The sequence below is a fragment of the Streptomyces fumanus genome (assembly GCF_014655295.1).
Classification (GTDB): domain Bacteria; phylum Actinomycetota; class Actinomycetes; order Streptomycetales; family Streptomycetaceae; genus Streptomyces; species Streptomyces fumanus.
In genome coordinates this window covers 70,574-85,288 of sequence record NZ_BNBI01000022.1, presented here as the reverse complement: position 1 = coordinate 85,288, position 14,715 = coordinate 70,574, and the positions used below count along the sequence as shown (strand labels likewise).

Annotated in this window: 14 protein-coding genes; 10 read left to right on the top strand and 4 right to left on the bottom strand. The window is 74.8% G+C overall.

Annotation, left to right across the window (positions count from 1 at the left end):
- The first annotated feature begins 132 nt into the window (after window positions 1–132).
- Both IE316_RS35755 and IE316_RS33715 read left to right on the top strand, forming a co-directional pair.
- On the top strand, window positions 133–1,146 hold the full coding sequence (locus IE316_RS35755) for a C40 family peptidase (protein WP_229910666.1): 1,014 nt from the start codon (window positions 133–135) through the stop codon (window positions 1,144–1,146).
- Window positions 1,147–1,209: 63 nt separating this feature from the next.
- The gene (locus tag IE316_RS33715; protein WP_190208374.1) at window positions 1,210–2,397 is read left to right on the top strand and encodes a hypothetical protein; all 1,188 of its coding nucleotides are present in this window, start codon (window positions 1,210–1,212) and stop codon (window positions 2,395–2,397) included.
- 18 nt (window positions 2,398–2,415) lie between these two features.
- Here IE316_RS33715 and IE316_RS33710 read toward each other — a convergent pair whose 3' ends face one another.
- On the bottom strand, window positions 2,416–3,660 hold the full coding sequence (locus tag IE316_RS33710) for a glycosyltransferase family 87 protein (RefSeq protein WP_229910665.1): 1,245 nt from the start codon (window positions 3,658–3,660) through the stop codon (window positions 2,416–2,418).
- Window positions 3,661–3,781: 121 nt separating this feature from the next.
- On the opposite strand from IE316_RS33710, the gene IE316_RS33705 reads away from it, so the two are divergent.
- Window positions 3,782–4,924: a glycosyltransferase family 4 protein gene (locus IE316_RS33705; RefSeq protein WP_190208372.1), complete on the top strand. Its 1,143-nt coding sequence runs from the start codon at window positions 3,782–3,784 to the stop codon at window positions 4,922–4,924.
- A gap of 93 nt (window positions 4,925–5,017) precedes the next feature.
- Here IE316_RS33705 and IE316_RS33700 read toward each other — a convergent pair whose 3' ends face one another.
- The gene (locus IE316_RS33700) at window positions 5,018–6,814 is read right to left on the bottom strand and encodes an AMP-dependent synthetase/ligase (RefSeq protein WP_190208371.1); all 1,797 of its coding nucleotides are present in this window, start codon (window positions 6,812–6,814) and stop codon (window positions 5,018–5,020) included.
- A 298-nt stretch (window positions 6,815–7,112) separates the two neighbouring features.
- On the opposite strand from IE316_RS33700, the gene IE316_RS33695 reads away from it, so the two are divergent.
- The 6 genes from IE316_RS33695 to IE316_RS33670 all read left to right on the top strand — a co-directional run bounded on the left by IE316_RS33695 (window position 7,113) and on the right by IE316_RS33670 (window position 12,203).
- Window positions 7,113–7,895: a metallophosphoesterase family protein gene (locus tag IE316_RS33695; RefSeq protein WP_190208370.1), complete on the top strand. Its 783-nt coding sequence runs from the start codon at window positions 7,113–7,115 to the stop codon at window positions 7,893–7,895.
- Window positions 7,896–8,009: 114 nt separating this feature from the next.
- On the top strand, window positions 8,010–8,450 hold the full coding sequence (locus tag IE316_RS33690) for an SRPBCC family protein (RefSeq protein ID WP_190208369.1): 441 nt from the start codon (window positions 8,010–8,012) through the stop codon (window positions 8,448–8,450).
- A 101-nt stretch (window positions 8,451–8,551) separates the two neighbouring features.
- Window positions 8,552–9,724 (top strand): ArsA family ATPase, encoded by a 1,173-nt coding sequence (locus tag IE316_RS33685; protein WP_190208368.1) that lies wholly within the window; start codon window positions 8,552–8,554, stop codon window positions 9,722–9,724.
- Window positions 9,725–9,781: 57 nt separating this feature from the next.
- Window positions 9,782–10,312 (top strand): DUF5304 domain-containing protein, encoded by a 531-nt coding sequence (locus IE316_RS33680; protein WP_190208367.1) that lies wholly within the window; start codon window positions 9,782–9,784, stop codon window positions 10,310–10,312.
- Window positions 10,313–10,379: 67 nt separating this feature from the next.
- Window positions 10,380–11,333 (top strand): ROK family glucokinase, encoded by a 954-nt coding sequence (locus IE316_RS33675; protein WP_190208366.1) that lies wholly within the window; start codon window positions 10,380–10,382, stop codon window positions 11,331–11,333.
- A 114-nt stretch (window positions 11,334–11,447) separates the two neighbouring features.
- On the top strand, window positions 11,448–12,203 hold the full coding sequence (locus IE316_RS33670) for an endonuclease/exonuclease/phosphatase family protein (protein WP_190208365.1): 756 nt from the start codon (window positions 11,448–11,450) through the stop codon (window positions 12,201–12,203).
- 29 nt (window positions 12,204–12,232) lie between these two features.
- Here the strand turns inward: IE316_RS33670 and IE316_RS33665 are convergent, their stop codons facing one another.
- Complete coding sequence (locus tag IE316_RS33665) at window positions 12,233–12,874, bottom strand: hypothetical protein (protein WP_190208364.1); 642 nt, start codon at window positions 12,872–12,874, stop codon at window positions 12,233–12,235.
- On the bottom strand, window positions 12,867–13,667 hold the full coding sequence (locus tag IE316_RS33660) for an alpha/beta hydrolase (RefSeq protein WP_190208363.1): 801 nt from the start codon (window positions 13,665–13,667) through the stop codon (window positions 12,867–12,869). Before IE316_RS33660 ends, IE316_RS33665 begins: the two co-directional genes overlap by 8 nt.
- A gap of 173 nt (window positions 13,668–13,840) precedes the next feature.
- Here IE316_RS33660 and IE316_RS33655 point away from each other — a divergent pair, with 173 nt between their 5' ends.
- On the top strand, window positions 13,841–14,704 hold the full coding sequence (locus IE316_RS33655; RefSeq protein WP_190208394.1) for a lysophospholipid acyltransferase family protein: 864 nt from the start codon (window positions 13,841–13,843) through the stop codon (window positions 14,702–14,704).
- The last annotated feature ends 11 nt before the right edge of the window (window positions 14,705–14,715 follow it).

The window sequence follows — 14,715 nt, the reverse complement described above, 5'->3', positions numbered from 1 at the left end:
GCCCCGCCGCTGACCTGCGTCAGCGGCGGGGCGTCGTGTCGCGCGGGGGCCGAGGTCGTTGGTCGGCGCCCCGCCGCGGGGCTACTGTCTGCCGCGTTTCCCCGTCCGCCAGCGGAAGGAGTGCGGCTTCCCGTGGGGTCCCATCGCCGCCTTGCACCGACCGGGTTCGACCGCGGCGCCACCGCCGTGGCCGGCCTCCTCTCCGCCGCCGCCGCGGTCCTGGGCGCCGTACCGGCCCTCGCCTCGCCCGCCGACGACACCCGGGCCGAGGTGGACCGGCTCCACCAGGAGGCCGAGCGGGCCACCGAGGCGTACAACAGGGCCGACGAGCGCACCGACGTGCTGCGCGTCCAGGTCGGCCGGGCGCAGGACCGGGTGGCCCGGCAGCAGGAGCGGATCAACACGCTGCGGGACGCGCTGGGCTCGCTGGCCGGCGCCCAGTACCGCTCCGGCGGCATCGACCCGTCCGTCGCGCTGCTGCTCTCCGCCGACCCGGACGACTACCTCGACAAGGCGTCCGTGCTCGACCGGATCGGCGCCCGCCAGGCCGGCGAGCTGCGCAGCCTGCAGAGAGCCATGCGGGGCCTGGCCGAGGAGCGCGCCGAGGCGACGAAGAAGCTGGGCGAGCTGACCCGGAGCCGCCGGGCCGTCGCCGCGCACCGCAGGACCGTCGAACGCAAGCTGGCCCAGGCCCGCCGCCTGCTCAACTCCCTGCCCGCCGACGAGCGCGCCGCCTACGGCCGGGCCTCCCGCTCCGAGCGCGCGGAGCTCGGCGGCCCCGGCGGCACCGCCCCCGCCTCCGGCCGGGCGGCCGCCGCCGTCGCCGCCGCCCGCTCCGCCCTCGGCAGGCCCTACGTCTGGGGCGCCAACGGCCCCACCGGTTTCGACTGCTCGGGCCTGACCCAGTGGTCCTACGCCCAGGCCGGGGTCGGACTGCCGCGCACCTCGCAGGCGCAGGCCGACGCCGGGCGCCGGGTCCCGCTCGCCGCGGCCCGCCCCGGCGACCTGGTCGCCTACCGGGACGACGCCAGCCACATCGGCATGTACGTCGGCAACGGCCAGGTCATCCACGCCCCCTACCCCGGCGCCGCGGTCCGCTACGACCCGGTCGGCATGATGCCGGTCTCCTCGGTGACGCGGCCCTAGCACTCACGCGGAGGCCCCCACGCCCTCTCACCCCGGCGGCCCGGCGCCCGTACGATCGGGAAGATGGCTGGTCGTGGGCGGGTGCCGGGGTGCTTCGTGGTGGTGCTGTGTCTGCTGCTCGCCGCCCTGGTGGGCTGCGGCGGCGGGCCCGCCGCCGATCCGGTGCGCGCGGAGGTGCAGCGGGTGCTGGACCGCAGGGCGGCGGCCCTGCTCGGCCACGACGCCGCCGGGTACGCCGCCACGGGCACCCGCACCGGCTTCGGCCGGGTCCGCGCGGTGCCGCTGGCCGACTGGAGCTACCGCGTCCGGGACGTGCGCCGCACCGGCGACCGCGCCACCGCCGACGTACAGCTCGGCTACCGCCTCGCCGGTCACGACCGGGGCGCCGTCACCGCCGCCCGCACCCTGCGGCTCGCCCACCGCGCCGGGCAGTGGTACGTCACCTCCGAGCGGCCCGCCGAGCGGTCCGGCCAGCAGCCCTGGGACCAGGGCACGGTCCACGTGGTCCGGGGCCGGCACAGCCTCGTCCTCGGCGTCGGCCGGTCCGACGCCGAACTGCGCTCCTTCGCCGCGCTCGCCGACCGGGCGGTGCCGGCCGTGTCCGACGCCTGGGACGGCGACTGGGCCGGGCGGCTGGTGATCCTCGTACCGAAGTCCCTGCAGGACATGGCCGGGCTGCTCGGCTCGCCCGCCTCCTCCTACCGGGGCATCGCGGCCGTCACCACCGGCGAGACCGGCGGTGCCGCCGACGCCCCCGCCGACCGGATCATCGTCAACCCCGAGGCGTTCGGGCTGCTCGGCTCCCTCGGCAAGCAGGTGGTGCTCACCCACGAGGCCGCCCACGTCGCCACCCGCGCCCACACCGGCGCCGCCACCCCGCTGTGGCTGTCGGAGGGGTACGCCGACTGGGTCGGCTACCGGGGCAGCGCCCGCACCCCCGCCCAGGCCGCGCCGGAACTGGCCCGCGCGGTCGCCGAGGGCCGACTGCCCGGCGCGCTCCCGGACGACGACGACTTCGGCTTCACCGGCGACGCGGACGAGCTGGCCCGGGCGTACGAGAGCGGCTGGACGGCCTGCCGGCTGATCGCCGGCCGGTGGGGCGAGGCCCGCCTCGACGCGTTCTACCGCGCGGTCGGCGCGCACGAGCGCCGGGCGGGCGCGGTCGAGGACGCGCTGGCCGAGGTGCTCGGGACGACACCGCAGGAGTTCACCGAAGGGTGGCGGGCGTACCTGCGGGCGGAGTTCGGCTGAGCCGCCGGGGCGCGCGGGTCAGGAGGTGACCGGGGTCTCGGCGTCGGCGTCGGTGCGGGCGGAGGGGCCGGGCCGGGTGCGGGGCGGCTCGGGGGTGGTCGTGTCGCGCCACAGGACGCGGGCCGCGATGACCGCCGCGGCGACCAGCAGGCCGTTGCGGGTCAGGATGAGGGTGACCCCGGTGAGGTCGCTGGCCACCACGTGCGCGAACCACACCGGGAACTCCAGCACCGTCATCAGGCACGCCTCCAGCACCAGCAGGGCGGGAATCCCCATCCGGCTCCCCCGGAAGCACAGGCACACCGCGGCGACGCCGACCAGCCACACCAGGTACTGCGGGCTGATCACCCGGCTGGTCACCGTGAACATCAGCACCGCCACGAACGCCGCGTCCGCCGCCGTGCGCTCCGTGAACCGCACCGCCGCCAGCCTCCACAGCAGCAGCCAGCCGAACGCCATCCCGGTCAGCGCCAGCGCCCCGGTGCTCACCGCGTCCACGTACGGGCCGAGGAACTCCACCGAGCCGTAGTTGAGCAGCACCTGCCCGTCCCAGCCGAAGTGCCGGGCGAGGTGGAAGACCAGCGAGCCCAGCGACTCCACCTCGGTGCCCCGGTCCCGCTGGTACGTCAGGAACGCGAACGCCCCGGGCATCGCCAGCGCGAACGCCCCCGCCAGCACCGCGCCGGTGACCGCCGCGGCGGCCCAGGAGGACCGCCGGCGCACGCCGACCAGCACCAGCACCGGCCACACCTTCAGCAGCGCCCCCAGCGCCGCCAGGGCGCCGGCCGCCCTGGGGTGCCGGGCGGCGGCCAGCAGAGCCGCGACGGCGACCGCGGTGACCATCACGTCGTAGCGGGCGTACACCGTGGGGCCCAGCAGCGGGACGCCCACCACCCACACCCAGGCGCCGCGCAGCGTCCCGCCGTCCCGCAGGCCGCCGTGCATCAGCAGCGCGAGGACGGCCAGGTCGGCGACGCAGGCCAGCACGTAGAAGGCGGACGCGTAATCGAGGAACGGCAGCAGCCCGGGGGAGAGGAGCGCGAGGGCGGCGGCGGGCGGGTACTGCCAGGTGACATCGCCCAGCGGAAACGTTCCGGTGCGCAGCACCTCGTACCAGTTGCGGTAGATCACCGAGACGTCGACGGTGACGTCCGGGCCCGGGAAGACGTACACCTTGAACACGAACAGCAGCAGCGCCAGCCGGGTCGCGCACCAGACCGCCGGGAGCCAGGCCGGGGACCGCAGCGTGCTCGTCGTCTTCACGTGTCCCCTGCCCGCCGTTCGGCCGCGTTCGATGGGGACATGATGTCCCGAACGGCTGTGTGCGTGCCACACATGTGGTCGGGAGGAGCTGTGAAATGCCGGTTCGGTAGGGTCGGCCGCGATGCACAAGACCTTGATCGTGACCAATGACTTCCCGCCCCGGCCGGGCGGCATCCAGGCGTTCCTGCACAACATGGCGCTGCGCCTGGACCCCGAGCGGGTCGTCGTCTACGCCTCCACCTGGAAGCGCACCCGCGAGGGCATCGAGGCCACCGCCGCCTTCGACGCCGAGCAGCCCTTCACCGTCGTACGGGACCGGACGACGATGCTGCTGCCGACGCCCGGGGCGACCCGGCGGGCGGTCGGGCTGCTGCGCGAGCACGGGTGCACGTCGGTGTGGTTCGGGGCGGCGGCGCCCCTCGGGCTGATGGCACCGGCGCTGCGCCGGGCCGGCGCCGAGCGGATCGTCGCCACCACGCACGGCCACGAGGCCGGCTGGGCCCAACTGCCCGGCGCCCGGCAACTGCTGCGCCGGATCGGCGAGTCGACGGACACGATCACCTACCTCGGGGAGTACACGCGCTCCCGGATCGCCGCCGCGCTGACCCCGGGGGCCGCCGCGCGGATGACGCAACTGCCGCCCGGCGTCGACGAGCGGACCTTCCACCCCGGCTCGGGCGGCGACAAGGTCCGGGCCCGGCTCGGTCTGACCGGCCGTCCCGTGGTGGTGTGCGTGTCCCGGCTGGTGCCGCGCAAGGGCCAGGACACGCTGATCCGCGCGATGCCCCGGGTGCTGGCCGCCGAGCCCGACGCCGTGCTGCTGATCGTCGGCGGCGGCCCGTACGAGAAGGAGCTGCGCCGGCTGGCGGCGGAGACCGGCGTCGCCGCGTCCGTCCGCTTCACCGGCTCCGTGCCCTGGTCCGAGCTGCCCGCCCACTACGGCGCCGGCGACGTCTTCGCGATGCCCTGCCGCACCCGGCGCGGCGGCCTGGACGTGGAGGGCCTGGGCATCGTCTACCTGGAAGCCTCCGCGACCGGCCTGCCCGTCGTGGCCGGCGACTCCGGCGGCGCCCCCGACGCCGTACTGGACGGCGAGACCGGCTGGGTCGTCCGGGGCGGCTCCCCGGCCGAGACCGCCGACCGCCTCGTCACGCTCCTGGCCGACCCGGAACTGCGCCGCCGCATGGGCGAGCGGGGCCGCCGCTGGGTGGAGGAGAAGTGGCGCTGGGACCTGCTGGCCGAGCACCTGAAAACGCTGCTGTAGCACACGCGCCCGAAGGGGGCGCGGGGAACCGCGCGAGCGGCCACGATCGACGGAAGGCCGCCGGCGGACCGCCCCCGGCACCCCTGAGGCGCCCTACTTCGCGTAGATCGCCTCGATCTCGTGCGCGTAGTCCTTGGCGACCACGTTCCGCTTCAGCTTCAGCGACGGCGTCAGATGCCCCGAGTCCTCCGTGAACTGCGCGTCCAGCACCCGGAATCGCCGTACCGACTCCGCCTTGGACACCGCCGCGTTCCCGTCGTCCACCGCCGCCTGGACGGCCGCGAGCAGCTCGGGGTCGTCGCGCAGCGAGGCCGGCGTCGACCCGGCCGGCTTGCCGTGGTCCGCGCACCACCGGGCGAGGAACTCCTCGTCCAGGGTGATCAGCGCGCCGACGAACGGCCGCCCGTCGCCGACCACCATGCACTCCGCGACCAGCGCGTGGGCGCGGATCCGGTCCTCGATCACCGCCGGGGCGACGTTCTTGCCGCCCGCGGTCACCAGGATCTCCTTCTTGCGGCCGGTGATCCGCAGATAGCCGTCCTCGTCGAGGGTGCCGATGTCCCCGGTGTGGAACCAGCCGTCGGCCAGCGCCTCGGCGGTCGCGGCCGGGTTGTTCCAGTACTCCTTGAACAGGTGCTCCCCGTGCAGCAGCACCTCCCCGTCGTCGGCGATGCGGATCACCGAGCCCGGCAGCGGCTGCCCGACCGTGCCGATCTTCTGCCGGTCCCAGGGGTTGAACGCGGTGGCCGCGCAGGACTCGGTCAGCCCGTAGCCCTCCAGCACGGTGAAGCCGATGCCGCGGAAGAAGTGGCCGAGCCGCTCGCCCAGCGGGGCGCCGCCGGAGATGGCGTACTCGCCGCGCCCGCCGAGGACCGCGCGCAGCTTGCCGTAGACCAGCTTGTCGAAGACCTTGTGCTTGATCCGCAGCCCGAGGGACGGGCCCGCCGGGGTGTCCAGGGACCGGCTGTAGGCGATCGCGGTGTCGGCGGCCCGGTCGAAGATCTTCCCCTTGCCGTCGGCCCGCGCCTTGGCCCGCGCCGAGTTGTAGACCTTCTCGAACACCCGCGGCACGCCGAGCACCAGCGTCGGCCGGAACGCGGCCAGTTCGTCCGTGAGGTTCTTGATGTCCGGAACGCAGCCCAGCTTGATCGGCGCCATCATCGGCGCGATCTGCACCAGCCGCCCGAAGACGTGCGCCAGCGGCAGGAACAGCAGCACCGAGCACTCGCCGGTGCGGAACAGCGGGCGCAGCCGCTCCACGATGTTCCCGCACTCCGCGAAGAAGCTGCGGTGGGTGAGCACACAGCCCTTGGGCCGGCCGGTGGTGCCGGAGGTGTAGACGATGGTCGCCGGGTCGTCGGCCTTGGCGACCGAGCCGCGCTCCTCGACCGTGCGGTCCGTGACGTCCTGGCCGAGCCGCCCCAGCTCCTCCACCGCGCCGGCCTCGATCTGCCAGAGGTGCTTCAGCGCGGGCAGCCGGTCGCGCACCGACTCCACGGTGCCGGCGTGCGCCGCCGACTCCACGACGCAGGCCGTGGCGCCCGAGTCGCCGAGGATCCACTCCACCTGCTCCGGCGAGCTGGTCTCGTACACCGGTACGGTGACCGCGCCCGCGCTCCAGATGGCGAAGTCGAACAGCGTCCACTCGTACCGGGTCCGCGACATCAGGGCGACCCGGTCGCCCGGCTGGACGCCGGCCGCGATCAGGCCCTTGGCGGCGGCGTGCACCTCGGCGAGGAAGGCCCGGGCGGTCACGTCCTGCCAGATGCCGTCCGCCTTGCGGGCGAGGACGGCGACGTCCGGGTGCTGCGCGGCGTTTCTGCGGACGATGTCGGTCAGATTGCCGTCCGCAGGGACCTCGTACAAAGCCGGAAGGCTGAACTCGCGCAAGACTGCTGCTCCTCATAAGGCGCCGGCGCCACGACGTTGTGTGCTGCGACGGTGCGGTCCAAGGCTGGGGCGGGTACTCGGGGATTCACCAGGTGAAATCCTGAGTACGACTGGACTGCCCGGACGTTACCCGCCGGTATGGCGTCTTCGACAGGGGGACCCGGCGAGATGTTCGCTGCGTCACACGGCTGGGGTTTCCTCCGGCGCACAGTAGCCGACACGCCGGCCGACCAGCCAGTAACCGCAGGTCCGACCGCTTCTGTTCACCACTGCCGCCCGCTGTCTACCCTTGATCGGCATGGCACCCACACCGACCCGCGTCCATGTCGTCAGCGATGTCCACGGCAACGCCCGTGACCTGGCCCGGGCCGGTGACGGCGCCGACGCCCTGGTCTGCCTCGGGGACCTCGTCCTCTTCCTCGACTACGCGGACCACTCGCGCGGGATATTCCCCGACCTGTTCGGGGTGGAGAACGCCCACCGCATCGTGGAGCTGCGCACCGCCCGCCGCTTCGCGGAGGCCCGGGAGTTCGGGGCCCAACTGTGGGCGGGGATCGACGGCGACCGCACCGCGGTGATCGAGAAGGCGGTACGCCGGCAGTACGCCGAGCTGTTCGCCGCCTTCCCCACCCCGACGTACGCCACCTACGGCAATGTCGACCTGCCGGCCCTGTGGGGCGAGTACGCCGGGGCGGGCACCACCGTCCTGGACGGGCAGCGGGTGGAGATCGGCGGCCGCGTCTTCGGCTTCGTCGGCGGCGGACTGCGCACCCCCATGCGCACGCCGTACGAGATCGGCGACGAGGAGTACGCCGCGAAGATCGAGGCGGTCGGCGAGGTCGACGTGCTCTGCACGCACATCCCGCCGGAGGTGCCGGAACTGGTCTACGACACGGTGGCGCGGCGCTTCGAGCGGGGCAGCCGGGCCCTGCTGGACGCCATCCGCCGCACCCGGCCCCGGTACGCGCTGTTCGGGCACGTGCACCAGCCGCTGGCCCGGCGGATGCGGATCGGGGCGACCGAGTGCGTGAACGTCGGGCACTTCGCGGCGACCGGGCGGCCCTGGGTGCTGGAGTGGTAGTCGCGCAGGTGGGCGGGGGTGACGGCGGGCCGCTCACCGCGCGGTAGCCTTCACACCGCACGCACGCGTGCGCGACGACTTCCCTACCGGCCCGCATCTGGAGGAGCCCCCGCGATGGCGGAACACACCAGCTCGAGCATCACGATCGAGGCGGCACCGGCCGACGTCATGGGGGTGATCGCCGACTTCGCCCGCTACCCGGACTGGACCGGCGAGGTGAAGGAGGCCGAGGTCCTCGCGACCGACGCGCGGGGCCGCGCCGAGCAGGTCCGGCTGGTGATGGACGCGGGAGCGATCAAGGACGACCAGACCCTGGCGTACACCTGGAACGGGGAGCACGAGGTCTCCTGGACGCTGGTGAAGTCCCAGATGCTGCGCTCCCTGGACGGCTCCTACCTGCTGCGGCCGGCCGGCACCGGCACCGAGGTCACCTACCGGCTCACCGTCGACGTCAAGATCCCCATGCTCGGCATGATCAAGCGCAAGGCCGAGAAGGTCATCATCGACCGGGCGCTGGCGGGACTGAAGAAGCGGGTGGAGTCGGGCTCGAAGTAGCCTCCGGCGGCCTGCGGGGCCGCCCCGGTGGCCCGGGTGGGCCGCCCCGTCCGGAAGCCGGCACGGCCCCGTGACCGTGCGCGAAGGTACCGTTCAGCCTCATGCGCACCCTCCTGATCACGGGCCCGGGCGGTGGCGGACGGACCACCGTCGCCGCCGCCACCGCGCTCGCCGCCGCCCGCGCGGGCACCCGGACCCTGCTGCTGGGCGCCGACCGCGAGGACACCCTCGGGGCCGCCCTCGGCACCCCCACCGGCCCGGCGCCGGCCCCGGTCGAGGAGAACCTCACCGTCTGGCGGCCCGACCCCGCCCAGGGCTTCCGCGACGCCCTCGCCACCCTCCAGGACCGCGCCTCCTCCGCCCTCGACCTGCTCGGCGCCGGCCGCCTCGACCCCGAGGAACTCACCCCGCTGCCCGGCGCCGACGAACTCGCCCTGCTGCGCGCCCTGCGCGAAGCCGCCCTCGCCGAGGGGCACGACCTGCTGGTGGTCGACCTGCCGCCCGCCCCGCGCGCCCTCGCCCTGCTCGCCCTCCCCGAGGAGCTCCGCCGCTACCTGCGCCGCCTGCTCCCGCCCGAGCGGCAGGCCGCCCGCGCCCTGCGCCCCGTCCTCGGCCGCCTCGCCGGCGTCCCCATGCCCACCGAGGCGCTGTACGAGAACGCCGCCCGCTGGGACCTGGAACTCGCCGCCACCGAGGCCGTCCTCACCGACCGGCGCACCAGCGCCCTGCTGGTCGCCGAGCCCGGCCCGGCCGCCGCCGACGCCGTGCGCGGCGCCGCCCTCGGCCTCGCCCTGCGGGGGCTGCCCGTGGAACGGCTGGTCGCCAACCGCGTCCTGCCCGAGGACGCCCCCGCCGACAGTTGGCTGGCCGGCCCGGTCGCCCAGCAGCGCAAGACCCTGGACGACTGGCGGGGCGCCCACGACGTCACCGCCCTGCCCCACCTCGGCCGGGACCCGCGCGGCACCGACGACCTCGCCGCCCTCGCCGCGCCCGCCCCGGGACCCGGCCCCGCCCCGGTGGAGTGGCCCGTCACCGACCGGCTCGCCGCCGACGGCGTCCTGCTCTGGCGGCTCCCGCTGCCCGGCGCCACCCGCGACGACCTCGACCTCGTCCGGCGCGGCGACGAACTGGCGGTCGCCGCCGGACCGTACCGCCGTATCGTTCCGCTGCCCTCCGCGCTGCGCCGCTGCACCGTCCAGGGGGCCGCGCTCCGCGACGGGGTGCTGAGCGTGCGGTTCGCGCCCGACCCGGAGCTGTGGCCGAGCGGGCGCTGAACCGGCCGGGGCCGTTCGGGTAACGTCGTAGGGACGAACCGTAGTCAGGAGCCCGTCATGAGCGATCAGCTCCCCCCGAACGGCGCCGCGCGTGACGACGCCGCCCGCGACGACGCCGGCGACGCGGCGCGGGCGGCCGACGCCGACGCCTGGGCGACCGCGTGCGCCGAGGACCTCCAGGCCGAGCGGGACCGCCGCCGCGCCCGGTACGGACCGCCCCCCGGCTCCGCCGCGGACGAGCTGCGCCGCCTGGTCGACACCGTCGCCGACAAGCTGTCCGGCCTGCAGTCCCCGCTGCTCGGCACGGTCGCCGGACCGGCCGCCCAGCAGGTGGTCCGGCAGGTCGTGCAGCAGGCCAAGGCCGCCGTCGAACCCGTCATCGAGCGCAACCCGGACGTCTTCGACCACCTCGCCGCCGCCGGCGGCGAACTGCTCGCCGCCTACCGCTCGGCCGTCCAGCGCCAGGAGAGCCGCTGGACCACCCGCGACACCGCGTCCCACGACTCCCACCACCCCCGTGACCTGGGCGAACGGCCCGGCGAGGGCGACGCGGGCACCGGCGGCGGCCAGCGCATCGACCTGGACTGACGGCCCTCGGCGGCGGCGCCTCGGGTACGGTTGGCCGTAGCGGGGCTCGACCGAAACTGAGGGATTCATGGGACTCACCATCGGCGTCGACATCGGCGGCACGAAGATCGCGGCCGGCGTGGTCGACGAGGAAGGCAACATCCTCTCGACCTTCAAGGTGCCGACCCCCACCACGCCCGAGGCCATCGTGGACGCCATCGCCTCGGCGGTGGAGGGGGCACGCGCGGGGCACGAGATCGTCGGCGTGGGCATCGGCGCCGCCGGATACGTCAACCGGCAGCGCTCCACGGTCTACTTCGCGCCGAACATCGACTGGCGCAACGAGCCGCTCAAGGAGAAGGTCGAGGCCCGCGTGGGCCTCCCGGTCGTGGTGGAGAACGACGCCAACGCGGCCGCCTGGGGCGAGTACAGGTTCGGGGCCGGCAAGGGCCACCGCAACGTCATCTGCATCACCCTCGGCACCGGCCTCGGCGGCGGCATCATCATCGGCAACAAGCTGCGCCGCGGCCACTTCGGCGTGGCCGCCGAGTTCGGCCACATCCGGATGGTGCCGGACGGCCTGCTCTGCGGCTGCGGCTCCCAGGGCTGCTGGGAGCAGTACGCCTCCGGCCGCGCCCTGGTGCGGTACGCCAAGCAGCGGGCCAACGCCACCCCGGAGCGCGCCGAGACCCTGCTCGCCCTCGGCGACGGCACCCCCGACGGCATCGAGGGCAAGCACATCTCGGTCGCCGCCCGCCAGGGCGACCCGGTCGCCGTCGACTCCTACCGGGAGCTGGCCCGCTGGGCCGGGGCCGGCCTCGCCGACCTGGCCTCGCTGTTCGACCCGTCGGCGTTCATCGTCGGCGGCGGGCTCTCCGACGAGGGCGACCTGGTCCTGGACCCGATCCGCAAGTCGTACAAGCGCTGGCTGGTCGGCGCCCACTGGCGCCCGGTCGCCGACGTGATCGCCGCCCAGTTGGGCAACAAGGCGGGCCTGGTGGGCGCGGCCGACCTGGCCAGGGAGCCCGACCCGATCATGTAACCGGGGTGATCGCGTGCCCTGAGGGGTGCGGGGAACCGCGCGGCGAGCCACGACGGACCGGCAGCCGCGCACACCCCCCGCGCCCCTCCCCCCCTGGGGCGTACATTGATCACCATGCCGTCGCTCGACAACCTCCCCGACTCCCGTACGGAACCCGGTGGTTCCGCCGTCGTCCGCGTCCTGAGCTACAACGTCCGCTCGCTGCGCGACGACACCGACGCCCTCGCCCGCGTGATCACCGCCTGCGCCCCCGACCTGGTCCTCCTCCAGGAGGCGCCCCGGTTCTTCCGCTGGCGCAAGAAGCTCGCCCGGCTCGCCGCGGCCTCCGGCCAGGTGATCCTCTCCGGCGGCGGCACCGCCGCGGGACCGGCGCTGCTGTGCTCCCTGCGGGCCACCGTCGAGCGCACCGAGGACGTGCTGCTCCCGCTCACCCCCGGCCTGCACCGCCGCGGCCTGGCCACCGCCGTCGTCCGCTTCGGCGCGGCCCGCGTCGGCGTGCTGAGCTGCCACCTCTCCCTGCAGAAGGACGAGCGGTACGAGCAGAGCGGCATGGTCCTGGAGAAGCTGGCCGGCCTGGACGCCCCGCACGCCGTCGCGGGCGGCGACCTGAACGAGCGCCCCGACGGCCCCGCCTTCCGCCGGATCGCCAAGGACCTCCAGGACTGCTGGGCCACCGCGCCCTGGGGCGGCGAGCACACCTCCACCCCCGCCGACCCCCACCAGCGCATCGACGCGGTCTTCGCCACCCCCGGCATCGAGGTGCTCGGCTGCGGGGTCCCGCTCGGCCTGCCCGGCGTGCGCGAGGACGACCTGAGGGCGGCCACGGACCACCTTCCGGTCCTGGCCGCCCTCAGGATCCCCGCGTCGTAGCGGGCGGTCCCCGCGCCGCAGCCCGGGGGTCAGACCACCGCGCCCCGGCCCGGGTCGTCGCCGTCCTCGTCGTCGGGGCGCATCCGCAGCACCAGCGTGACGAAGCCGCCGAGGAAGCCGCCGACGCACAGCGTGGTCAGCCACCAGGTCATGTCCCAGCCCAGCAGCACCGCCAGCAGGAGCAGCACCGGGCCGCCCAGCACACCGAGCCAGGCGAACTTCGCGGTGGTGTCGCCCTGCGGCAGCGGCGGCGGCTCGGGCGGGACGAAGTGGCCCTCGTCGTCGGCGTCGAAGTCGTCCTCGGCGGGCTCGGACGGGCTGTAGTCGCGGGGCCCGACGCCCGGCGCGAAGGAGACCGAGCCGCCCAGCTTCCGGACCGGCCCGGGCTCCTCGGGCTTGTCGGGCTTGTCGGCCTTCTCCTCGGACCGCCCGGCCGGCCGGTCGTTGGTCTCCGGCTCCAGCAGCGCCAGGTCCTCCACCGACTTGAACGGCTTGGCGCCCGGCGGGTCCGGCGGCTCCTCGCCGTACCCGGCGACGATCGCCGCCCAGGCGGCCTCCTCGTCGAAGGGCACGCCCGGCTCCCGCGCGGCGGCGGGCCCGTCCGGGGCGTCGCGGCCGTCCCGGTCCTCGCGCTCTCCGCGTTCCTCGCGGTCGGAGTCGTGCTCAGCCACCTGCGGCCGTCCCTTCCTTGCCGAGAGAGGACTCCGGCTCCTTGACGAGGCCGGGGGCGAGCCGGGCGATGAACGTGACGCTCTCCGCGAAGATCCGGTCCGCGTCATGGTCCAACGTCGCCACGTGGTAGCTCTGTTCCAGCAGGACCTCGGTGACGTCCCGGGACGACACCCGGCCCAGGACGCGGGCCGAGTCGGCCGGCGGCACCACGTGGTCGCGGGGGCTGCGCATCAGCAGCAGCGGCTGGGTGACCCGGGGCAGCTCGGCGTCGACGAGCCGCAGGAAGGCGCGGAGCGAGTGCGCCGCGTGCAGCGGCACCCGGTCGTAGCCCAGCTCGGCGGTGGACGGCTTGGCTATGTCGCTGGCGATGCCCCGGGTGGCCGGGAGGAGGTGCCGCAGCACCGGCAGGGCGTGCGGGGCCAGGCCGTGCAGCCGGTTGGCCGGGTTGACCACCAGTACCCCGCTGACCTCCGGGTGCCGGGCCGCCAGCCGCAGGGCCAGCGCCCCGCCCATCGACAGGCCGGCGACGAACACCCGCGCGCAGCGCTCGCGCAGGGCGCGCAGCTCCCGGTCCACCTCCGCGTACCAGTCGGGCCAGCCGGTGATCTGCAGGTCCTGCCAGCGGGTGCCGTGGCCGGGCAGCAGCGGCAGGGCGACCGTCATGCCGTGGCCGGCCAGGTGCCGGGCCCAGGGGCGCAGCGACTGCGGGGTACCGGTGAAGCCGTGGCAGAGGAGGACGCCGACGTCACCGCCCTCGTGGCGGAACGGCTCGGCGCCGGGCAGGACCGGCATGGCTCGGTCTCCTGTCGTCAAGGGGGCGGGCTCGGTGCGGCACGTCGTGCGCGGGTACTTCACGGTACGCGACCGCACTGACACCGACCAGGGCCGCAGGGGCCTTTGACGGTCCCGCGGGTTAAGGTCGACAGCGACACACACCAGGAGGCACTCGCTTGTTGTACGGCGCGATGAAGGTCACCGTCGGCGGTTCGCTGAAGCTCGCCTTCCGGCCCTGGGTGGAGGGCCTGGAGCACATCCCGGCGCAGGGCCCCGCCATCCTGGCGAGCAACCACCTGTCGTTCTCCGACTCGTTCTTCCTGCCCGCCGTCCTCGACCGCAAGGTGACCTTCATCGCCAAGGCCGAGTACTTCAACACCCCGGGCCTCAAGGGCCGGCTCACCGCCGCGTTCTTCAAGGGCGTCGGCCAGCTCCCGGTGGACCGCTCCGGGGCGCGCGGCGCGGGCGAGGCGGCGATCAGGAGCGGCATAGAGGTCCTGGAGCGCGGTGAGCTGTTCGGGATCTACCCCGAGGGCACCCGCTCGCCCGACGGGCGTCTGTACCGGGGCAAGCCGGGCGGCCTCGCGCGCGTGGCGCTCGCCACCGGCGCGCCCGTCATCCCCGTCGCCATGATCGACACGGAGAAGATCCAGCCGCCCGGGAAGGTGGTGCCGAAGCTGATGCGGCCCGGCATCCGGATCGGCAGGCCGCTGGACTTCAGCCGCTACCAGGGCATGGAGCACGACCGCTTCGTGCTGCGGGCGGTGACCGACGAGGTCATGTACGAGATCATGAAGCTCTCCGGCCAGGAGTACGTCGACATGTACGCGACCGCCATGAAGCGGCAGCTCGCGGACGCGGCGAAGGCCGAGAAGGAAGCGGCCAAGGCGGCCAAGGCCGCGCTCGCCCGCGCGGAACAGGAACAGGCCGAGAAGGAAAAGGCCGAGGAGCAGGCCGAGAAGGAACGGACCGAGAAGGCGCGGGCCGAAAAGACACAGGCCGAGAAGGAACAGGCCGCGCCGGACCGGACGGAGGGCCCGGGGTCCGGGTCCTGACCGGACCGGCC

Coding starts and splice junctions, on each gene's coding strand:
- IE316_RS33715 (WP_190208374.1), top strand. CDS start 1,210: ATGGCTGGTCGTGGGCGGGTGCCGGGGTGCTTCGTGGTGGTGCTGTGT.
- IE316_RS33670 (WP_190208365.1), top strand. CDS start 11,448: ATGCCGTCGCTCGACAACCTCCCCGACTCCCGTACGGAACCCGGTGGT.
- IE316_RS33685 (WP_190208368.1), top strand. CDS start 8,552: ATGCGCACCCTCCTGATCACGGGCCCGGGCGGTGGCGGACGGACCACC.
- IE316_RS33680 (WP_190208367.1), top strand. CDS start 9,782: ATGAGCGATCAGCTCCCCCCGAACGGCGCCGCGCGTGACGACGCCGCC.
- IE316_RS33675 (WP_190208366.1), top strand. CDS start 10,380: ATGGGACTCACCATCGGCGTCGACATCGGCGGCACGAAGATCGCGGCC.
- IE316_RS33660 (WP_190208363.1), bottom strand. CDS start 13,667: ATGCCGGTCCTGCCCGGCGCCGAGCCGTTCCGCCACGAGGGCGGTGAC.
- IE316_RS33705 (WP_190208372.1), top strand. CDS start 3,782: ATGCACAAGACCTTGATCGTGACCAATGACTTCCCGCCCCGGCCGGGC.
- IE316_RS33655 (WP_190208394.1), top strand. CDS start 13,841: ATGAAGGTCACCGTCGGCGGTTCGCTGAAGCTCGCCTTCCGGCCCTGG.
- IE316_RS33695 (WP_190208370.1), top strand. CDS start 7,113: ATGGCACCCACACCGACCCGCGTCCATGTCGTCAGCGATGTCCACGGC.
- IE316_RS33690 (WP_190208369.1), top strand. CDS start 8,010: ATGGCGGAACACACCAGCTCGAGCATCACGATCGAGGCGGCACCGGCC.